Raw genomic sequence first — 16,069 nt, 5'->3', positions numbered from 1 at the left:
GCAGCACAGCCAACGGAAACGGAAATTCAAAATGGACCGTGCGATCTATACCGCGATGACGGGCGCCAAGAGCACTTTGCTGCAACAGGCGTCGGTCGGACACAACCTCTCCAACGCCACCACCGACGGGTTCCGCGCCGAACTTCACCGCCTGCGCGCGGTGCCGGTCCAGTCGCCCGCCTTGCCAACGCGGGCGTTTGTCGTGGATGCCAGCGTCGCCAACGACTTCACCCCGGGTGCGCTGCAGGCGACCGGGCGTTCGCTGGACATGGCCATCAACGGCAAGGGCTGGTTCGCAGTGCAAACCCCGAATGGCGAGGCCTACACGCGGGGTGGGCACTTCGAGGTCGACGCCAATGGCCAGTTGGTCAACGAGCGTGGCATGCCGGTGCTGGGTGACGGCGGGCCGCTTGCCTTGCCGCCCGATCACCGCTACGAGGTTGCGCCAGACGGCACCGTCAGTGCGGTGCCAACAAGTGGTAACCGCAATGCCGCACAGGTGGTGGGCCAGCTCAAGCTGGTGAACCCGGACGAGGCGCAGATCCGCCGCAGCGACGATGGCTACTTCCGCCTTGCCAGCGGCGACCCGGCCGATGCCGACCCGAACGTGCGCGTGGCTGGTGGTTTTGTCGAAAGCAGCAACGTGAACATCGTCGAGCAGATGGTGCAGATGATGTCGCTGGCGCGGCATTTCGAAACCCAGACGAAGCTGCTGACCACGCTTGATACGAACGCACGCACGGCCGACCAGATTCTCTCGTCGCGCTGAGCGTCTTGAATTGCGGCCGGCTTTGCCCGCTTATCCGGCCTAGCCGCTTGCGCCGGTGGGCAGAGAATCTGTACCAGCGCGCAGAAGGAGAAACACCATGATTCCCGCACTTTGGGTTGCACGAACCGGCCTCGATGCCCAGCAGATGCAGCTGGACGTGATCTCGAACAACCTCGCCAACGTCAGTACCAACGGGTACAAGCGCGCGCGTGCGGTGTTCGAGGACCTGATCTACCAGACGATCCGCCAGCCGGGTGCGCAGTCCTCGCAACAGACGCAGATTCCCTCCGGGCTGCAACTGGGCACTGGCGTCAAGCCGGTTGCCACCGTTCGCGCGATGACTCAGGGCAACTTGCAGCAGACGAGCAACACGCTCGATGTGGCGATCCAGGGCCCGGGCATGTTCCAGATCCTGCTGCCGGACGGCACGATCGGCTACACGCGCGACGGGTCGTTCCAGAAGGACAGCACCGGGCAGATAGTGACTTCGAACGGCTATCCGCTTGATCCGGCGATCACGATTCCGCCCGATGCCCAGTCGGTGACGATTGGCGGGGATGGCACGGTGACCGTGACGACCCAAGGCAATGCCACGCCAACGCAGATCGGCACGATCCAGATCGCCACCTTCGTCAATCCGGCGGGCTTGCAGTCGGTGGGCGAAAACCTCTACCTCGAAACGGCATCGAGCGGCACGCCAACGCCGACCACGCCGGGCACGAACGGGGCAGGGGTGCTCAATCAGAACTATGTCGAAACCTCGAACGTGAACGTGGCCGAAGAACTGGTGGGGCTGATCCAGACGCAGCGTGCCTACGAGTTCAATTCCAAGGTGGTGACCACGGCCGACCAGATGCTCGCCCGCCTGGGCCAGATGTAAGGGGCTGATCATGTGCCTTGCCAAGTGTTCAAGGCTTGCCCTCGCGGCTGCCGTACTGCTGCTCGGCGCGTGTGTCACGCCGCCGATGACCAACGTGCAGCAGCCGATGTCCACCCGCCCGCAGCCGCGCCCGGTGACCGAGCCGGTCGGCGGTTCCCTCTTCAGCACCAACGCCGGCCAGCGCGGCATGTTCGAAGACCGCCGCGCGCGCATGGTGGGCGACACGCTCACGATCAACCTGGTCGAAAAGACCGCCGCAACCAAGAACGCCAACAGCAGCGCCAGCCGCGAATCCGAGATCGGCGCGAGCGTGCCGACGATGTCGAAAGTGCCGCTCAAGTACCTGCAGGGCCTTGATCTGGCTGCCAGCACCAACAACACCTTTGCCGGCAAGGGCGCGTCCTCGGCCAACAACAACTTCACCGGCACGATCACGGTCACGGTGATCGATGTGTACCCCAACGGCAACCTGCTGGTTTCCGGCGAAAAGCGGGTGGCGATCAATCAGGGCGACGAGTTCATCCGATTTTCGGGCGTCGTCAGCCCGATGCATGTGACGGTGGCCAATGCGGTGGATTCGACCAAGGTGGCCGACGCGCGGATCGAATACAAGGGCAGCGGCTACATCGATGATGCGCAGCAGATGGGCTGGCTCGCGCGCTTCTTCCAGGTCATCACGCCGTTCTGACGGGGATCATCATGCGCGCACTCATCCATGCCTTGCTCGCCCTTGCGCTCGCCTTGCCGGGCCTTGCGGCAAACGGTGCCGAACGCATCAAGGACATCGCCACCATTGCCGGTGTGCGCAGCAACCCGCTGGTGGGCTACGGCCTGGTGGTCGGCCTCGACGGCACCGGCGACCAGACCACGCAAACGCCGTTCACCGTGCAGAGCATTGCCAACATGCTCTCGAACATGGGCATCACCCTGCCGCCGGGCGTGAACCTGCAACTCAAGAACGTGGCCGCCGTGATGGTGACGGCAACGCTGCCGCCGTTTTCCAGGCCGGGTCAGGAACTGGATGTCACGGTGTCGTCGCTGGGCAATGCCAAGAGCCTCAAGGGCGGCACCTTGTTGATGACGCCGCTCAAAGGCGCCGACGGCAATGTTTACGCCCTGGCCCAGGGCAACCTGGTGATCAATGGCGCAGCCGGGGGCGGGGGCGGTTCTAAAGTCACCGTGAACCATCTTTCAGCCGGGCGGGTGCCGGGCGGCGCAACGGTGGAGCGTGCCGTGCCGATGCCGGTGGGCAGCGCCGAGCTGGTGACGGTGGAATTGCGGCAATCGGATTTTGGTACCGCCACGCGGGTTGCCGAGGCGATCAATCGCAGCATGGGAAAACCGGTTGCAATGCCGCTGGATGGCCGCCAGATCCAGGTCAGCGCGCCGGTTGAGCCGGAGCGCAGGGTTGCCTTCCTCGGCATGCTTGAAAACCTTGAGGTCACGCCGGAACAGGGCATCGCCCGGGTGGTGGTGAACTCGCGTACCGGTTCGGTGGTGATGAACCGCGCGGTGCAACTGCAGGACTGCGCGGTCTCGCACGCGAACCTGACGGTGACGGTGACCGCCGACAACCAGGTCAGCCAGCCAGGGCCGCTTTCTCAAGGGCAAACGGTGGTGACGCAGAACGCCCAGGTCGATATCAAGCAGGATGGTTTGAACCTGCGGCGCGTCAAGGCCGGCACCAATCTGTCTGACGTGATCAAGGCACTCAACGCGGTGGGCGCCACGCCGCTGGACATGATTGCGATCCTTCAGGCAATGAAGGTGGCCGGCGCGCTGCGTGCCGAACTCGAAGTGATCTGAGGCCGCCTGATGGCTACCCCGATCCAGGATTCGGTTTTCGATACCCGCCGGCTGGGCGATCTGAAGCGCTTGTCGAGCGAACGCACGCCCGAAGCGGTGAAGGCGGTTGCGCAGCAGTTCGAGGCGCTCTTCGTGCAGATGATCATGAAGCAGATGCGCGAAACCACCACCTTTGGCGGTGCGAGCTTCGATGGCGAGACGGCCCAGTTCTATCGCGGCATGGCCGATCAGCAACTGGCCTTGCAGCTCTCAAAAGGCGGCGGCATCGGCCTTGCCCGCTCGCTGGAGCGGCAACTGGCCAAGGGCATGGGGATCAGCGACGAAGCCATGCGCAGCATCGCTGCGCCGCCCCCGCCGGCAATCATGCCGGGGGCCAGGACGGCAAAGTCTGCCGAAGCGCCTGCCGCCGGGCAGCGTTTGCCGGCGGAAACCGGCGGCCCGGTGGGGTTTGTCGATCGCATCTGGGCGCATGCGCAGAACGCGGCGAAGATGCTTGGCGTGCCCACGCAGTTCGTGGTGGGCCATGCGGCGCTGGAAACCGGCTGGGGCAAGGGCGAGATCATGCGAGCCGACGGCACGCCGTCCTTCAACCTGTTCAACATCAAGGCTGGCGCCGGCTGGAAGGGCGCCACCGTGGATGCATCGACGCTCGAATACGTGGGCGGCGTGCCGGTGCGCAGCACCGAACGCTTCCGCGCCTATGGGTCTTACGAAGAGGCGTTCCGCGACTACGCCAATCTGCTGGTCAGCAACCCGCGCTACGCACAGGTTGCCGGCCAGCCCGACGCGGCGGGCTTTGCCAAGGCGATCAGCCGCGGCGGCTACGCCACCGACCCGATGTACGCCGACAAGCTCACCCGCATCATCAGCGGCAATACCTTGCGCGCTTCGCTCTCGTTCTAGCGCACGGCGCGCCGTGCGCGCCGCCAAGGCCTGTGTTTTCGATGGTCGCCACGAGCGGCCATTTTTCATGCGCGCATCCCCGGTTTGTGCCGCCATGCGCTTCATTTGCAAGGCTTTGGAGCGTGCCCGCCGAATCAGGCAAAGGAATTGCTTAGTAGTGCCGTAAGAAGCATAACGAGGCATTCATCATGGGCAACGGCGTTCTGAATATCGGCATATCGGGCATCAACGCCGCGCAGGCGGGTCTGGTGACGACCGGGCACAACATCTCGAATGCCTCGACCCCTGGATTCAGCCGGCAGCAAACCGTCCAGGGCACCAACGTCCCGGTGTATTCGGGCGTGGGTTACTACGGCCAGGGCACCAACGTCCAGACGATCAAGCGCAGTTACAACAACTACCTTGAGCAGCAGGTGCTGACCGCCAACGCGCGCTACCAGGAACTCAACACCTACTACGAACAGGTCAAGCAGATCGACGACCTGCTCGGTGACCCGTCGGCCGGTTTGTCCCCCTCGATCCAGGACTTCTTCAAGGGCGTGCAAAGCGTTGCCGCGTCTGCCACCAGCATTCCGGCGCGCCAGTCGATGCTGTCGCAGTCCGAGGCGCTGGTCGCGCGCTTCCAGACCTTGAACACCCGCATCGAAGAGTTGCGTACCCAGGTCGGCGGCGAGATCGAGGGCACGGTGGTCGAGATCAACAGCCTCGCCCAGCAACTCGGCGAACTGAACCAGCGCATCATCTACGCCGCCAATCTGGGCTCGGGGCAGCCGCCCAATGACTTGCTCGACTATCGTTCTGAACTGGTATCGCAGCTCAACGATCAGGTTCGCGTGACGACGATTGCGAACGACGATGGCTCGCTCAACATCTTCATCGGCAATGGTCAGCCGCTGGTGGTGCGCTCGGATGTCGCCACGCTGCGGGCGCAACCGGCGCGGGAGGATGTGTCGCGCATCGTGGTTGCCATCAGCTTGCCGACCGGCGGGGGGCAGGAATTGCCGGACGCGGCATTTTCTGGCGGCAAGCTTTCCGGTTTGCTCAATTTCCGCCGCGAATCGCTGGATGCGGTGCAGAACGGGTTGGGGCGTGTCGCAATCGGCATCACCGAAACCTTCAACGCGCAGCACAAGCTTGGCCAGGATCTGGATGGCACGCTGGGGACCAACTATTTCGCGCCGCTTGCCGGCCGCGCGATCTACCCGAATGCGCCTGCCAACTCAGGGTCTGCGCTGATTGACGTGCCGATCACCAACGTGGCGGATCTGACCACCAGCGATTACTCGCTCACCTACACCGCCGCGAACACCTTTCAACTGGTTCGCAAGTCCGACGGGCAGGTGTGGACGGCAAGCGGCGCAAGCCCGGCGGCGGGGCTGGCCGCAGTGCTGGCGGCTGCGCCACCGCAGGGCTTTTCGATGACGCTGTCCGGCACGCCGACGGTGGGGGATTCCTTCTCGATCCAGCCCACCCGCGCCGGCGCGGATCAGTTCGCCGTCGCGATCAAGGATCCGCGCCTGATCGCCGCGGCGGCGCCGATCCGCACGTCCGCCACCAATGCCAACACGGGCACCGGCTCGATTTCGCAAGGCGTGGTCAGCAGTGCCGCCAACCTTGCACCGCCGCCCGCTTTGTCGCTGCCGGCTACATTGACCTACAACGCGGGCAGCGTTTCGGGCTTCCCGGCAGGTTTCCCGATCACGGTGACGCAGGTGGATGGCACGGTGGTGAACTACCCGCTCGGCGGTTCGATCACCTATTCCGATGGCGCCCAGATCGCGTTTGGCGGTATCTCGGTGGCGATCTCCGGCACGCCCAAGGATGGCGATACCTTCACGGTCGAGCGTAATCCGGGCGGCGTGTCAGACAGCCGCAATGCCGTGCTGCTGGGCGCGCTGCAGCAAGCGAAGACCCTGGTGGGTGGCTCTGCCAGCTATGGCTCGACTTACGCCCAGCTGGTTGCCGAAGTCGGCGCACAGACGCGTGAGGTGCAGGTGACCTCGCAATCGCAGAAGGTGGTTGCCGAGCGTGCGTTCGATTCGCAGCAGGCGCTCTCGGGGGTGAACCTCGATGAGGAGGCTGCCAACCTGATCCGCTATCAGCAGGCCTATCAGGCCGCAGGCAAGGTGATGCAGATCGCCAGCAGCCTGTTCGACGAAATACTCGCCCTCGGGCGCTGAGTTCTGACCGGAGTTTCGCCATGCGTGTCTCAACCTCGATGATCTACGACAACGGCACCACGCAGTTCCAGAACCGCGCGGGCGATTTGCTGAACCTGCAGCAGCAGGTGTCAACCGGGCGTCGTGTCGTGGCGCCGTCCGACGATCCGATTGCCTCATCGACGGCATTGGTGGTGGAGCAGGCCAAGTCGGTCAACGCCTCGTATTCCATCAACCGCGGTGCTGCGAGTGATTCGTTGCGCATCGTCGAGAGCAAGCTTGGCGGCGTCAATGACCTGATTTCATACGTCAAGGAACTGGTGGTGCAGAGCGGCAACGGATCGCTGAATGCGGCAGACCGCAAGACCATTGCCGTCGACGTGCGGGCCCGCTACGAGGCGCTGGTGGGGCTGGCCAACAGCAGTGACCCTGAAGGCGGCTATCTGTTTGCCGGCTTCCAGACCAACACGCAGCCCTTCGTTGGCAATATCGCCAGCGGTATGGTCTACCGCGGCGACCAGGGCTCGCGCGCCTTGCAGATCAGCGATTCGCGGGTGATTCCGGTGAGCAACTCGGGCAACGAGATCTTCATGGACATCCCGAACCTGAACGGCGCGTTTCACACCTCGGCCGGTGCCACCAATACCGGCGCGGCGGTGATTGACGATGGTTCGGTTGTGGGTAGCTACTCCGGAAATCAGTACCGGATCGACTTCACCAGCCCCGGCAACTACGACGTCTACAACGTCACGCTGGGCGGGCCGCCGATTGCCTCGGGCGCCTACCTCTCGGGCACAGCGATCGCGTTTGACGGCATCCAGATGTCGATCTCCGGCACGCCTGCAACCGGCGATACGTTCAGCGTCGACCCCGGTGGCTATACCGACATCTTCAACACGCTCAAGACCTTTGTCGGTGCGCTCGAAAATTCCAGCGGCCCGGCGCTCAACACCCAGGTCTTGCAGACGCTGGGCAAGCTCGACAAGGCGCAGGACAACGTGCTGCGCGTGATTTCGTCGATCGGATCGCGGGTGAACGAGGTGCAGGCGGCCGAATCAGTTGGCTCGCAGGCCGATGTTCAGTACGCGGGCACCATTTCGCGGCTGGTGGACCTTGACTACGCCAAGGCCAGTTCCGACCTTGCGCAGAAGACGACTGCGCTGGAAGCCGCCCAGCAGGCCTTCGTGAAGACGACCGGGCTTTCGCTGTTCAACTACCTGGGCTAAGACCAATGCGCCGCCAATTGATGACATTGCTGCTCGCGCCCTTGGCTGCGTGCTCGAACGTCAAGGGCGATTACCCCTCGACCCCGATCATTCCGAATGCGGCGATCAACGTTGCCGACGGCCTGACGATTGCCCTCGAAGACCTGGTGATGGGCGGGGCGGTGATCGGGGTGCTCTACTACGTCGTCGACCCGCTTGCGCCGAACTGGACGGTGACCACACTGCGTCTGAGCGACGACCGTTATCGATTCGACTTGCGGATGAAGCGGATACACATGGGGGGCGAGGGCGAGGCCTATCAGCTCTTTCAGTCGCGCGCTGAAGACCTGATGCGTGGCCAAGGCTACAGCGCCTACACGATTGCCCGCTATCAGGAAGGCCAGGAATCGAACTGGATCTCGGAGCGCGTTGCGAGTGGCGACATCGTTCTGAAGCGCTGAGGGCTACTGGCCGCTGGCGAGTTTCAGGAACAGCCCAACCGCCTCGAAGCCGCGCTCATAGAAAGCGCTCAGGGTGTTGGCGAGCAGCGGCAAACAGACGGCAATCGTGAAGATGCCCACCGTCAGCGTGATCGGGAAGCCGAGCGCAAACAGGTTCAACTGCGGTGCCGCACGCGTGAGCACGCCCAGAGCAATGTTGGTGATCAGCAAGGTGGTGATCGCGGGCAGGGCGATCAGCAGTCCGGTCGAGAAGATCGCTGCGGCACTGCGTACGATGGCCTTGGCCGCGTTGCCCTCAAAGCCAACGCCGCCCGCCGGAAGCCATTCGTAGCTCCGCACGACGGTCTCGATCACCAGCAGGTGGCCATTCATCACCAGGAAGAGCAGCGAGGCGAACAGGCCCAGAAACTGCGCGATCACCGTTGTCTGGCCGGCGGACTGCGGGTCGAAGAACATCGCGAACGACAGACCCATCTGCATGCCGATCAGATCGCCGGCCAGGTCGACGGCAACGAACATCATCCGGATCGTGAAACCGATGGCGACGCCGATCATCATTTCGGTTGCTATCGCACCGGCAACCAGGAAGGAGCCGGGCGCAATCGGCGCGGCGGACGGAATGGCCGGTGCGACACCCATGGCGATCGCCAGCCCGGCGATCAGGCGGATCTTGCGCGGCATGCCGACGTTGTTGAAGATCGGCGCGCTGACCAGCATGGCCAGTATGCGGATCGCCGGGTAAGCGTAGATCGCAAGCCAGCCGAGCCAGTCAGTATCGCTGAAGCTCACCATCGGGGCAGGGGCGCGCGCTTGGCCAGGGTGATGGCATCAACCGATGATGCCGGGGATCGCGCCGTAGAGCCGGCGGATGTAGTCGGTCATCGTTGTCAGCATCCACGGGCCGGCGATCAGGAGGGTCACAAACATCACCATCACCTTGGGCACGAAGGTCAACGTCATTTCGTTGATCTGCGTGGCCGCCTGAAAGATCGAGAGCACCAGCCCGACGACCAGCGCCGCGAGCAAGGGTGGGGCTGACACCATCAACACCACTTCAATGGCGTCCCGGCACAGCGCGATAACGGTAGTCGGGGTCATGACCTGCTCCTAGGCAAAGCTCTGGACGAGGGTGGACACCACGAGGTTCCAACCGTCCACCAGCACGAACAACATCAGTTTGAAAGGCAGCGACACGATCACCGGCGACATCATCATCATGCCCATCGACATCAGGACCGAGGCCACCACCATGTCGATGATCAGGAAGGGCAGGAAGATGATGAAGCCGATCTGGAAGGCTGTTTTGAGTTCGCTGGTCACGAACGCCGGGATGATCACCCGCATCGGCAGTTCTTCTGCCTTGTTGACCTTCGGCGTCTTCGCAAGCCGCGCGAAGAGCGAAAGATCGGCTTCGCGGATCTGTTTGAGCATGAAGGTGCGCACCGGCACGGTGGCGCGCTCAAGCGCCACATCGAACTGGATCGTGCCTTCGGCCAGCGGTTTGTAGGCCTCGGTGTAAACCCGGTCGGCCACCGGGCTCATGATGAAGAAGGTAAGGAACAGCGACAGGCCGACGATCACCTGGTTCGGCGGCGAGGTCTGCGTGCCCATGGCATGGCGCAGCAGAGAGAAGACGATGACGATGCGGGTAAAGCAGGTTGTCATCAGGATCAGCGCCGGGATGAAGACCAGCGAGGTCATCATTACCAGTGTCTGGATCGTGATCGAATAGGTCTGGCCGCCGCCCGCGGCCGGGACGCTGGTGAAGGCGGGCAGGGCTTGCGCGAAGCTGGGGGCCGCAAGCAGGGCCAGCGGCAGCAGGATCAGCGCACGGCGGACATCAGGCTTCACGGCGGCCTCCCTTGAGCAGCGTGGCGAGCTTTCGCTGAAAGTCGCTGTCGATCGGTGCCGCCGTCACGCGGGGCACATCGTCGGCATTCAGGGTGTCCAGCGCATTGACGCGCCCGGGTGCAACGCCCAGCACCAGCACCTTGCCGCCGACTTCAACCAGCACCACCCGTTCGCGCGGCCCGACCGAAGCGCCGCCGATGATCCGCACCGCGGCCTGACCCGTGCCGGTGCTTGCCTGAACCCGCTTGGCAAGCAGCATCAGGCCGTAGATGCAGGCAAGCACCACCGCCAGGCCGAACATCATGGTCAGCACGCTTGCGCCTGCGTCGGCCGGCGCAGCGAAGGCGGCGCTCGGGGCGAGCAGTACGGGAACGAGGCGGTAGCAAGGCTTGGGCATCACGGAATCACCGGCTGGACGTGCGATGCCATTCTGCTATCCGGCAATAATTGCCGGCCCGCCGATAAGCGCGGGAAACCCCGCCCTATTCGCGGGCTGGGGCGGGGCCTGCCGACGCGGCACAGCCAGGGGTTACCGCGCGGAATGGGGGCGGGCGTCGAACGACCGGGGCGCGCCTGCTGGCGGCTGGGCGTGCGCCGGCTGGCGTTTCAGCCCGCCAGTTGGGCGATCCGCACGCAGTTGCGGCCGGCGCGCTTGGCTTCGTAAAGCGCTTTGTCTGCCGCGTCGACCAGGGTGTCAAAACCGATCGCGGTGTGCGTGGCGGCGACGCCGACGCTGATCGTGCAATGCAGGGTTTCGTGCGCCGTGTGGCATTCGAGTCTTGCGACTGCATCGCAAAGCCGTTGCGCCACCTTCAGGGCTTCGTCTGCGTCGGTGACATCGGCCAGCAGCACGGCGAACTCTTCGCCACCCCAGCGCGCCATGATGTCGGCGCTGCGCAGCGTGGTGCCGACGCACGCCACAACGGCGGTCAGCACATGGTCACCCGCGGCATGACCGTGCTCATCGTTGATGCGCTTGAAGTGGTCGATGTCGATCATCAGCACCCCGACGCAACTGTTGATCCGCTGCAGGCGCGAGATCGCGCCAACCGCCAGCGGTTCAAAGGCGCGCCGGTTGAAGACATGGGTCAGCGCATCGTGCGACGCATCGCGTTCGAGTTGCAGCACGGTGCGTTCGCGAAGAAAGAGCGCACTGAGGATGCCGGTGGCCTGGATCAGGACGATTCCGAGCAGGATCGTGAGTGTCTGCGTGGCCGAATTGGCCAGCACCGAGGGCACCGTGCCGGTCAGGCTCCAGCCCGCGCGCAACAGGAACAGCGCTGCACCGGTGGCGGCCAGCAAACCCAGCGCACGCTGGGCGGGCGTTTCTTTGCTGCTGCCCCGCAGCAGCACGCGGGCGCCCAAGCCCTGCAGCGCGGCGAGTGCGCCGGACAGCAGTGCGGCCCTGTAGGTGAATGCAATGCCGATGAAACCGGCCAATGCCAGCGAAGACACGCCAAGGGCGGCGATGATTGCAAGCTGGCGGCGTTCTTGCCGGGCATCGAGAACCAGACAAGCGGCATCGATGATCAGCGCGACAAACGCGAGCACCGAAACTTGCAGCGCAATCATTGCCAGCGCCGGCGGGAAGTCCCACAGCAGGATGCCGGCGGCAAGGCTGACGCCCAGTTGCAGATGGGCGATCAGCCACGCGCGCTCCGGTTGCCGGCGTGACGAGGCGCGTATGGCCAGACCGAAGGCCAGCGCCGACACGCACACCGTGATCAGCAGTGACACAAGCAGCGAGCGTGTGTCCAGCATGATGACTTCTGCCGCGGGCAAACTCTACCTCCAGTGGTGTGATGCGGGTGCCCCGAGTACGGAAAGAACCGGCGTCGGGGCTGACACTGGAGCCTGGGCCAGGCGATGGCTGCGATGGGCGATCGATTGGAACGCCCCAGATTCTACTTGTCTGGCACGGCTTGCGGCGCGTTGCCGGGGGCTGCGCCTCGCGCAAGGTGTGCGCGCGGATGGGGGCGAGGGGCGGGCGAGGGGGCAGGCGGGCGAGGGGCCGCGCCTGCGTGGTTCAGAGGCCGCGTACTTTGCGCATCCGCTCCGACGGCGTAATGATGTCGGTGAGGCGGATACCGAACTTGTCGTTCACCACCACGACTTCGCCCTGCGCGATCAGCGTGCCGTTGACCAGCACGTCCATCGGCTCGCCCGCCAGCGCATCGAGTTCCACCACCGAGCCGTGCGCCAGCTGCAGCAGATTGCGGATTGACAATTTGGTGCGGCCCAGTTCGACGGTGATCTGGACCGGAATGTCCAGAATCATGTCGAAGTCATTCATCGACGTGGGCTTTTCTCCGGCGCCGAATTCGGGAAACGCTGCGCGTGCCGGTTCGGGCGGTGGCGGTGCGGCCATCGCTGCGTCGGCCACCGCTTGCTCCTGCATCGCTGCGGCCCAGTCGTCTTCACTGATTTGTTCTTCTTCAGCCATCATGGCCTCCCAGTTTGGCCGCGATCAGATTGATCTCGCGGTCCTCCGGCGGCACCAGTCGCTCAATCCGCACGGCGTGATAGCCGTGGCTGATGCCGTGTTTGCCTTCGAAAGCCGGTACGCCATCCACATGGCCTTGCACCAGTTCCGGAATGTCGAGCGGGATGATGTCGCCCACCTTGAACTGCACCACGTCGCGCAGTGCAACCGTGGTCTTGCCCAGGTCCACCGTCAGGGCCAGCTCGATGCTCTGGATCTGCTTGGACATCAGCCCGACCCAACGCTTGTCTTGCGTGAGGTGGTCGGACTGCATCGTGCTGTAGAGCAGATCGCGGATCGGTTCCACGGTGGAGTAAGGCAGGCACAGGTGCATGTCGGCTTGCGTGCCGCCGAATTCAAGCGCGAAGTTCATCGACACGACGATCTCGCTGGGCGTGGCGATGTTCGCGAACTGCGGGTTCATTTCCGAGCGCACGTACTCGAACTGGATGCCGAACACCGGCGCCCAGGCCTTTTCCATTTCGGTGAATACCACCTGCAGCAAGCCCTGGATGATCCGCTGTTCGGTGGCGGTGAAGTCGCGACCCTCAACCCGCGTGTGGAAGCGCCCGTCGCCGCCGAACATGTTGTCGACCACCAGGAAGACGAGGTTCGGGTCGAACACCACCAGGCCGGTGCCGCGCAGCGGCTTGACCATGATCAGGTTCAGGTTGGTCGGCACCACCAGGTTGCGGACGAACTCGCTGTACTTCTGCACCTTGATCGGCCCGACCGACACTTCGGTGTTGCGGTGCATGTAGTTGAACAGGCCGATGCGCAGGTTGCGCGCGAAGCGCTCGTTGATCAGCTCCATCGTGGGCATGCGCCCACGAACAATGCGTTCCTGCGTTGCAAGGTTGTAGTTGCGTATGCCGCTGGTGTCGGCATCGCCTTGGTCGACTTCATCGGTTTCACCGGTGACGCCACGCAGTAGCGCATCGACCTCTTCCTGCGAGAGAAAGTCTTGTGCCATGGTTGCGCCCCGTTCTGCCCCGTGTCGCCCTTACTGGATGATGAATGAGGTGAAAAGCACCGACATCACCGGCCCGCCGTCACCCCCGTGGTCGTTCTTTTTCTTCTTCTTGGGCGGTTCATAGCCCAGCGCGGTGTTGGCAACTTCCTTGATCTCGTCGGCCAGGGCTTCACGCCCTTCCGGGCTGGCGATCTCGGAAGCCTTCTTGCCCGAAAGCAGCATCAGGACGTGGTGGCGGATTTCCGGCATCAGCAGCTTGGTCTTGTCGCCGGTCGCGGTGTCCGCGACACGGAAAGTCAGCACGACCTGAAGGTACTGCTCGCCGTTTTCCGGCTGCAGGTTCACCACAAAGGGTTCAACCGGGATGAACACCGGCGGCGCCTTGGGGTCCACCTTCACGGCCGGCGGTGCTTCTTCCGCATGGGCGTCCTCGCCCTCGGCGTCGGCCTTTTTCTTCTTGCTCATCATCATGAAGGCGCCGCCGCCGGCAATGGCCAGCACCAGCACCGCAACGATGATGATGATCAGCATCTTCTTGCTCTTCTTGGGGGCGGCTTCGCCTTCTGCGGCGGGTTTGGCCGGCTTGCTCGACATTTTTCAGCGTCCTTCAGGTTCAGTCGGTAAGGCCTTGCAGCTTCATGCACGGGTGTTTAATGCGGGCAGGTCACTGTCAGGTGTGATTATTCCCTCTGTCTACGGCGCTTTAAGCGCCGAACTGAGGCCCTACCGGCATTCAATTCAGGCGAAGGTGTCGATCATTCCGAGCCCGCTGCGCAAAACCGGACGGCTCGCGACGCCACTCAGCGGCTCTGCGTCGTCATTGCCGTTGGCGGAAACACCCGCGCGCGTGCCACTTCCCCATGCCGCGCGTTCCTGCGACGGGTCTTTGCCACTGTTCGCGCTGACGTTCACCTGGCTCAGGTTCAGGCCGGCGTCGGTCATCAGTTCGCGCAAGCGTGGCAGCGCTTGCTCGATGGCTTCGCGTGCTGCGGGCGTGGCGGTGACGAAGGTGGCGCTGGTCTGCTCGCCGTCGAGCCGCAGGCTGATCTCGACACGGCCCAGATGCGGCGGCGTGAGGATCAGTTCCGCCCGCCCCAGTTCCTTGCCCGCCATCCAGACCATGCGGTTGCCGATGTCTTCGGTCCAACCCGGGTTGCTGACCGGCGTGCGTACTGCAAACTGCGGTGCTTCGGCGCGCGGCGCTTCGGGTGTGCGACTGGTCAGCGCATCGTGGAAGGCGTGCACCGGCGGCTGCGGTGTTGTGTTTGCGGGGGCCAGGGATTCGGCGCCGGCTTTGCTGGCGCTGGCCTGCAGTGCGTCGGCAGGTGCTTCGAGCTTGCCCGGCTTGTCTGCAACGCTCAGCCCCGGCGCCTGCAAGGGTGTGCTGCCAGTGGGGGCTGCACCGGCCTCCGTCACGCCGCCCGCCAGTTTCGCCTCGCTGCCGGTGCCCGCGTTGGCGAGGGAGCCTTGCCCGGTCGGGCCGGCGATCAGTGCCTGCGCGGCAGGATCTGCCGTTGCCGGCAGGGCATTGCCGTCTGCGGACACGGCCCCGGCGGCAATTGCCGCCAGCCCGAGCGCGCCGTCTGCATCGGTCTGCGCCGTGGTGCCGGGCGCCTGTGTCGGGTTGGCGGCAGGCGCGGCGTTGCCAAATGCGGCCAGCAGCGCAGCACTCAGTTGCGCCAGCTGCGCCGCGTCGTCGACAACGGCAAGGCTTGCCTCTGCCGCCTCGGTCTCGGCCACGGCTTTCGCATCGCCGGCTTCCTTGCCTTCGGCGCTGGCCTCAGCCGTGGCGGGGCCTTGCGCTGCTTTGCCCTCAGCGGCCTTGCCTGCTTGCACGCGGGCATCGAGCGTGTTTGCGAACCGGTTCTGCGTATCGCGCTTGGCCTCGGCGTCGACAGGGCGCGATGGCTGCGTGGGGGCTACCGGCGCGGTCATCTTTGCCGGTGCCGGCATCGGTGATGGCATGAAGCTGTTGGTGACGGGCATTCTGGGCTCCTCGGGGCGCTTGTTCCGCTTGGGATAACGCCACTTCAGCAAGGCGCGTGCCAGTCTAGTCCGCAGGGGGGTCTTCGGCGTCGTCGGACTTGTCGCGGAAGAGCTTGGCCGAGTGCTCGTCGGTCATGCGCTGCTCGTCGCGGTTTTCCTTGCGCAGCGCGGCGGCCTGATGCCGTGTTGCGAGGGTGTCGAAGGCCTTTTTGCGATTGCGCTCGTCCACCCAGGCCTGTTTGCCGGCCTCTACCTGCAGCCGCGCACGCGAGACGACTTGCTCCTGCTCGAACACGGCTTCATCGAGTTTGGCGAGGAAGACCGAGTAATTGCGCCAGGCATCCGGCGAAATGCCGGACTGCGCGGCGCTGCGAAACCGGTTGTGATACTCCTCGCGGTACTCGACCAGCATGGCGAGTTTCTGCTCGTGCGCTTGCCCGCTGCTGAGCAGTTCGCCGAGTCGTTTTGCCGCATCGTCCATGCGGCTCTGGGCCAGTTCGATCAGGGTTTCGAGCGCGGAGGGCATTGAAGCGATGGTCGGGCCAGGTGGCAGACTGAGACTCTAAATATATACGCCCCGGATCGGTCTTGCGC

Annotated in this window: 18 protein-coding genes; 8 read left to right on the top strand and 10 right to left on the bottom strand. The window is 64.2% G+C overall.

Annotated features, from left to right (window positions below):
* The first annotated feature begins 31 nt into the window (after positions 1-31).
* The 8 genes from flgF (at position 32) to OPU71_RS17640 (ending at position 8,183) form a co-directional block, all read left to right on the top strand.
* On the top strand, positions 32-769 hold the full coding sequence (gene flgF, locus OPU71_RS17675) for a flagellar basal-body rod protein FlgF (RefSeq protein ID WP_267729384.1): 738 nt from the start codon (positions 32-34) through the stop codon (positions 767-769).
* A gap of 97 nt (positions 770-866) precedes the next feature.
* The gene (gene flgG / locus OPU71_RS17670; RefSeq protein ID WP_267729383.1) at positions 867-1,649 is read left to right on the top strand and encodes a flagellar basal-body rod protein FlgG; all 783 of its coding nucleotides are present in this window, start codon (positions 867-869) and stop codon (positions 1,647-1,649) included.
* A 10-nt stretch (positions 1,650-1,659) separates the two neighbouring features.
* Entirely contained in the window at positions 1,660-2,337 is a 678-nt protein-coding gene (locus tag OPU71_RS17665; RefSeq protein ID WP_267729382.1) for a flagellar basal body L-ring protein FlgH, read from the top strand.
* Between the two features lie 11 nt (positions 2,338-2,348).
* Positions 2,349-3,455: a flagellar basal body P-ring protein FlgI gene (locus OPU71_RS17660; RefSeq protein WP_267729381.1), complete on the top strand. Its 1,107-nt coding sequence runs from the start codon at positions 2,349-2,351 to the stop codon at positions 3,453-3,455.
* A gap of 9 nt (positions 3,456-3,464) precedes the next feature.
* A complete protein-coding gene (gene flgJ, locus OPU71_RS17655) occupies positions 3,465-4,358 on the top strand; it encodes a flagellar assembly peptidoglycan hydrolase FlgJ (RefSeq protein ID WP_267729380.1) in 894 nt (297 codons plus the stop codon).
* Between the two features lie 188 nt (positions 4,359-4,546).
* Positions 4,547-6,538 (top strand): flagellar hook-associated protein FlgK, encoded by a 1,992-nt coding sequence (flgK, locus tag OPU71_RS17650; RefSeq protein ID WP_267729379.1) that lies wholly within the window; start codon positions 4,547-4,549, stop codon positions 6,536-6,538.
* A 20-nt stretch (positions 6,539-6,558) separates the two neighbouring features.
* Positions 6,559-7,743, top strand: a complete 1,185-nt coding sequence (flgL, locus tag OPU71_RS17645; RefSeq protein ID WP_267729378.1) for a flagellar hook-associated protein FlgL — start codon at positions 6,559-6,561, stop codon at positions 7,741-7,743.
* Between the two features lie 20 nt (positions 7,744-7,763).
* Positions 7,764-8,183 (top strand): hypothetical protein, encoded by a 420-nt coding sequence (locus tag OPU71_RS17640; RefSeq protein ID WP_267729377.1) that lies wholly within the window; start codon positions 7,764-7,766, stop codon positions 8,181-8,183.
* 3 nt (positions 8,184-8,186) lie between these two features.
* On the opposite strand, the gene fliR is transcribed toward OPU71_RS17640, so the two are convergent.
* The 10 genes from fliR to fliJ form a co-directional block, all read right to left on the bottom strand.
* Positions 8,187-8,975: a flagellar biosynthetic protein FliR gene (fliR, locus tag OPU71_RS17635; protein WP_267729376.1), complete on the bottom strand. Its 789-nt coding sequence runs from the start codon at positions 8,973-8,975 to the stop codon at positions 8,187-8,189.
* A 36-nt stretch (positions 8,976-9,011) separates the two neighbouring features.
* Entirely contained in the window at positions 9,012-9,281 is a 270-nt protein-coding gene (fliQ, locus tag OPU71_RS17630; protein ID WP_267729375.1) for a flagellar biosynthesis protein FliQ, read from the bottom strand.
* A 9-nt stretch (positions 9,282-9,290) separates the two neighbouring features.
* Positions 9,291-10,034, bottom strand: a complete 744-nt coding sequence (fliP, locus tag OPU71_RS17625) for a flagellar type III secretion system pore protein FliP (protein WP_267729374.1) — start codon at positions 10,032-10,034, stop codon at positions 9,291-9,293.
* Entirely contained in the window at positions 10,024-10,431 is a 408-nt protein-coding gene (fliO, locus tag OPU71_RS17620) for a flagellar biosynthetic protein FliO (protein WP_267729373.1), read from the bottom strand. The genes fliP and fliO overlap by 11 nt, the downstream gene beginning before the upstream one ends.
* Before the next feature lie 209 nt (positions 10,432-10,640).
* On the bottom strand, positions 10,641-11,795 hold the full coding sequence (locus tag OPU71_RS17615) for a sensor domain-containing diguanylate cyclase (protein ID WP_267729372.1): 1,155 nt from the start codon (positions 11,793-11,795) through the stop codon (positions 10,641-10,643).
* Between the two features lie 265 nt (positions 11,796-12,060).
* The gene (gene fliN / locus OPU71_RS17610; protein ID WP_267729371.1) at positions 12,061-12,477 is read right to left on the bottom strand and encodes a flagellar motor switch protein FliN; all 417 of its coding nucleotides are present in this window, start codon (positions 12,475-12,477) and stop codon (positions 12,061-12,063) included.
* The gene (fliM, locus tag OPU71_RS17605; protein WP_267729370.1) at positions 12,470-13,489 is read right to left on the bottom strand and encodes a flagellar motor switch protein FliM; all 1,020 of its coding nucleotides are present in this window, start codon (positions 13,487-13,489) and stop codon (positions 12,470-12,472) included. Before fliM ends, fliN begins: the two co-directional genes overlap by 8 nt.
* A gap of 30 nt (positions 13,490-13,519) precedes the next feature.
* Entirely contained in the window at positions 13,520-14,083 is a 564-nt protein-coding gene (gene fliL, locus OPU71_RS17600; RefSeq protein ID WP_267729369.1) for a flagellar basal body-associated protein FliL, read from the bottom strand.
* A gap of 144 nt (positions 14,084-14,227) precedes the next feature.
* A complete protein-coding gene (locus OPU71_RS17595) occupies positions 14,228-15,475 on the bottom strand; it encodes a flagellar hook-length control protein FliK (RefSeq protein WP_267729368.1) in 1,248 nt (415 codons plus the stop codon).
* Positions 15,476-15,539: 64 nt separating this feature from the next.
* Complete coding sequence (gene fliJ / locus OPU71_RS17590) at positions 15,540-16,001, bottom strand: flagellar export protein FliJ (protein ID WP_267729367.1); 462 nt, start codon at positions 15,999-16,001, stop codon at positions 15,540-15,542.
* Between the last annotated feature and the right edge of the window lie 68 nt (positions 16,002-16,069).

The sequence above is a fragment of the Niveibacterium sp. 24ML genome, from assembly GCF_026586805.1.
Classification (GTDB): Bacteria; Pseudomonadota; Gammaproteobacteria; order Burkholderiales; family Rhodocyclaceae; genus Niveibacterium.
Note: the sequence above shows the minus strand (reverse complement) of the source record. Positions and strands in the feature narration are given on the sequence as shown.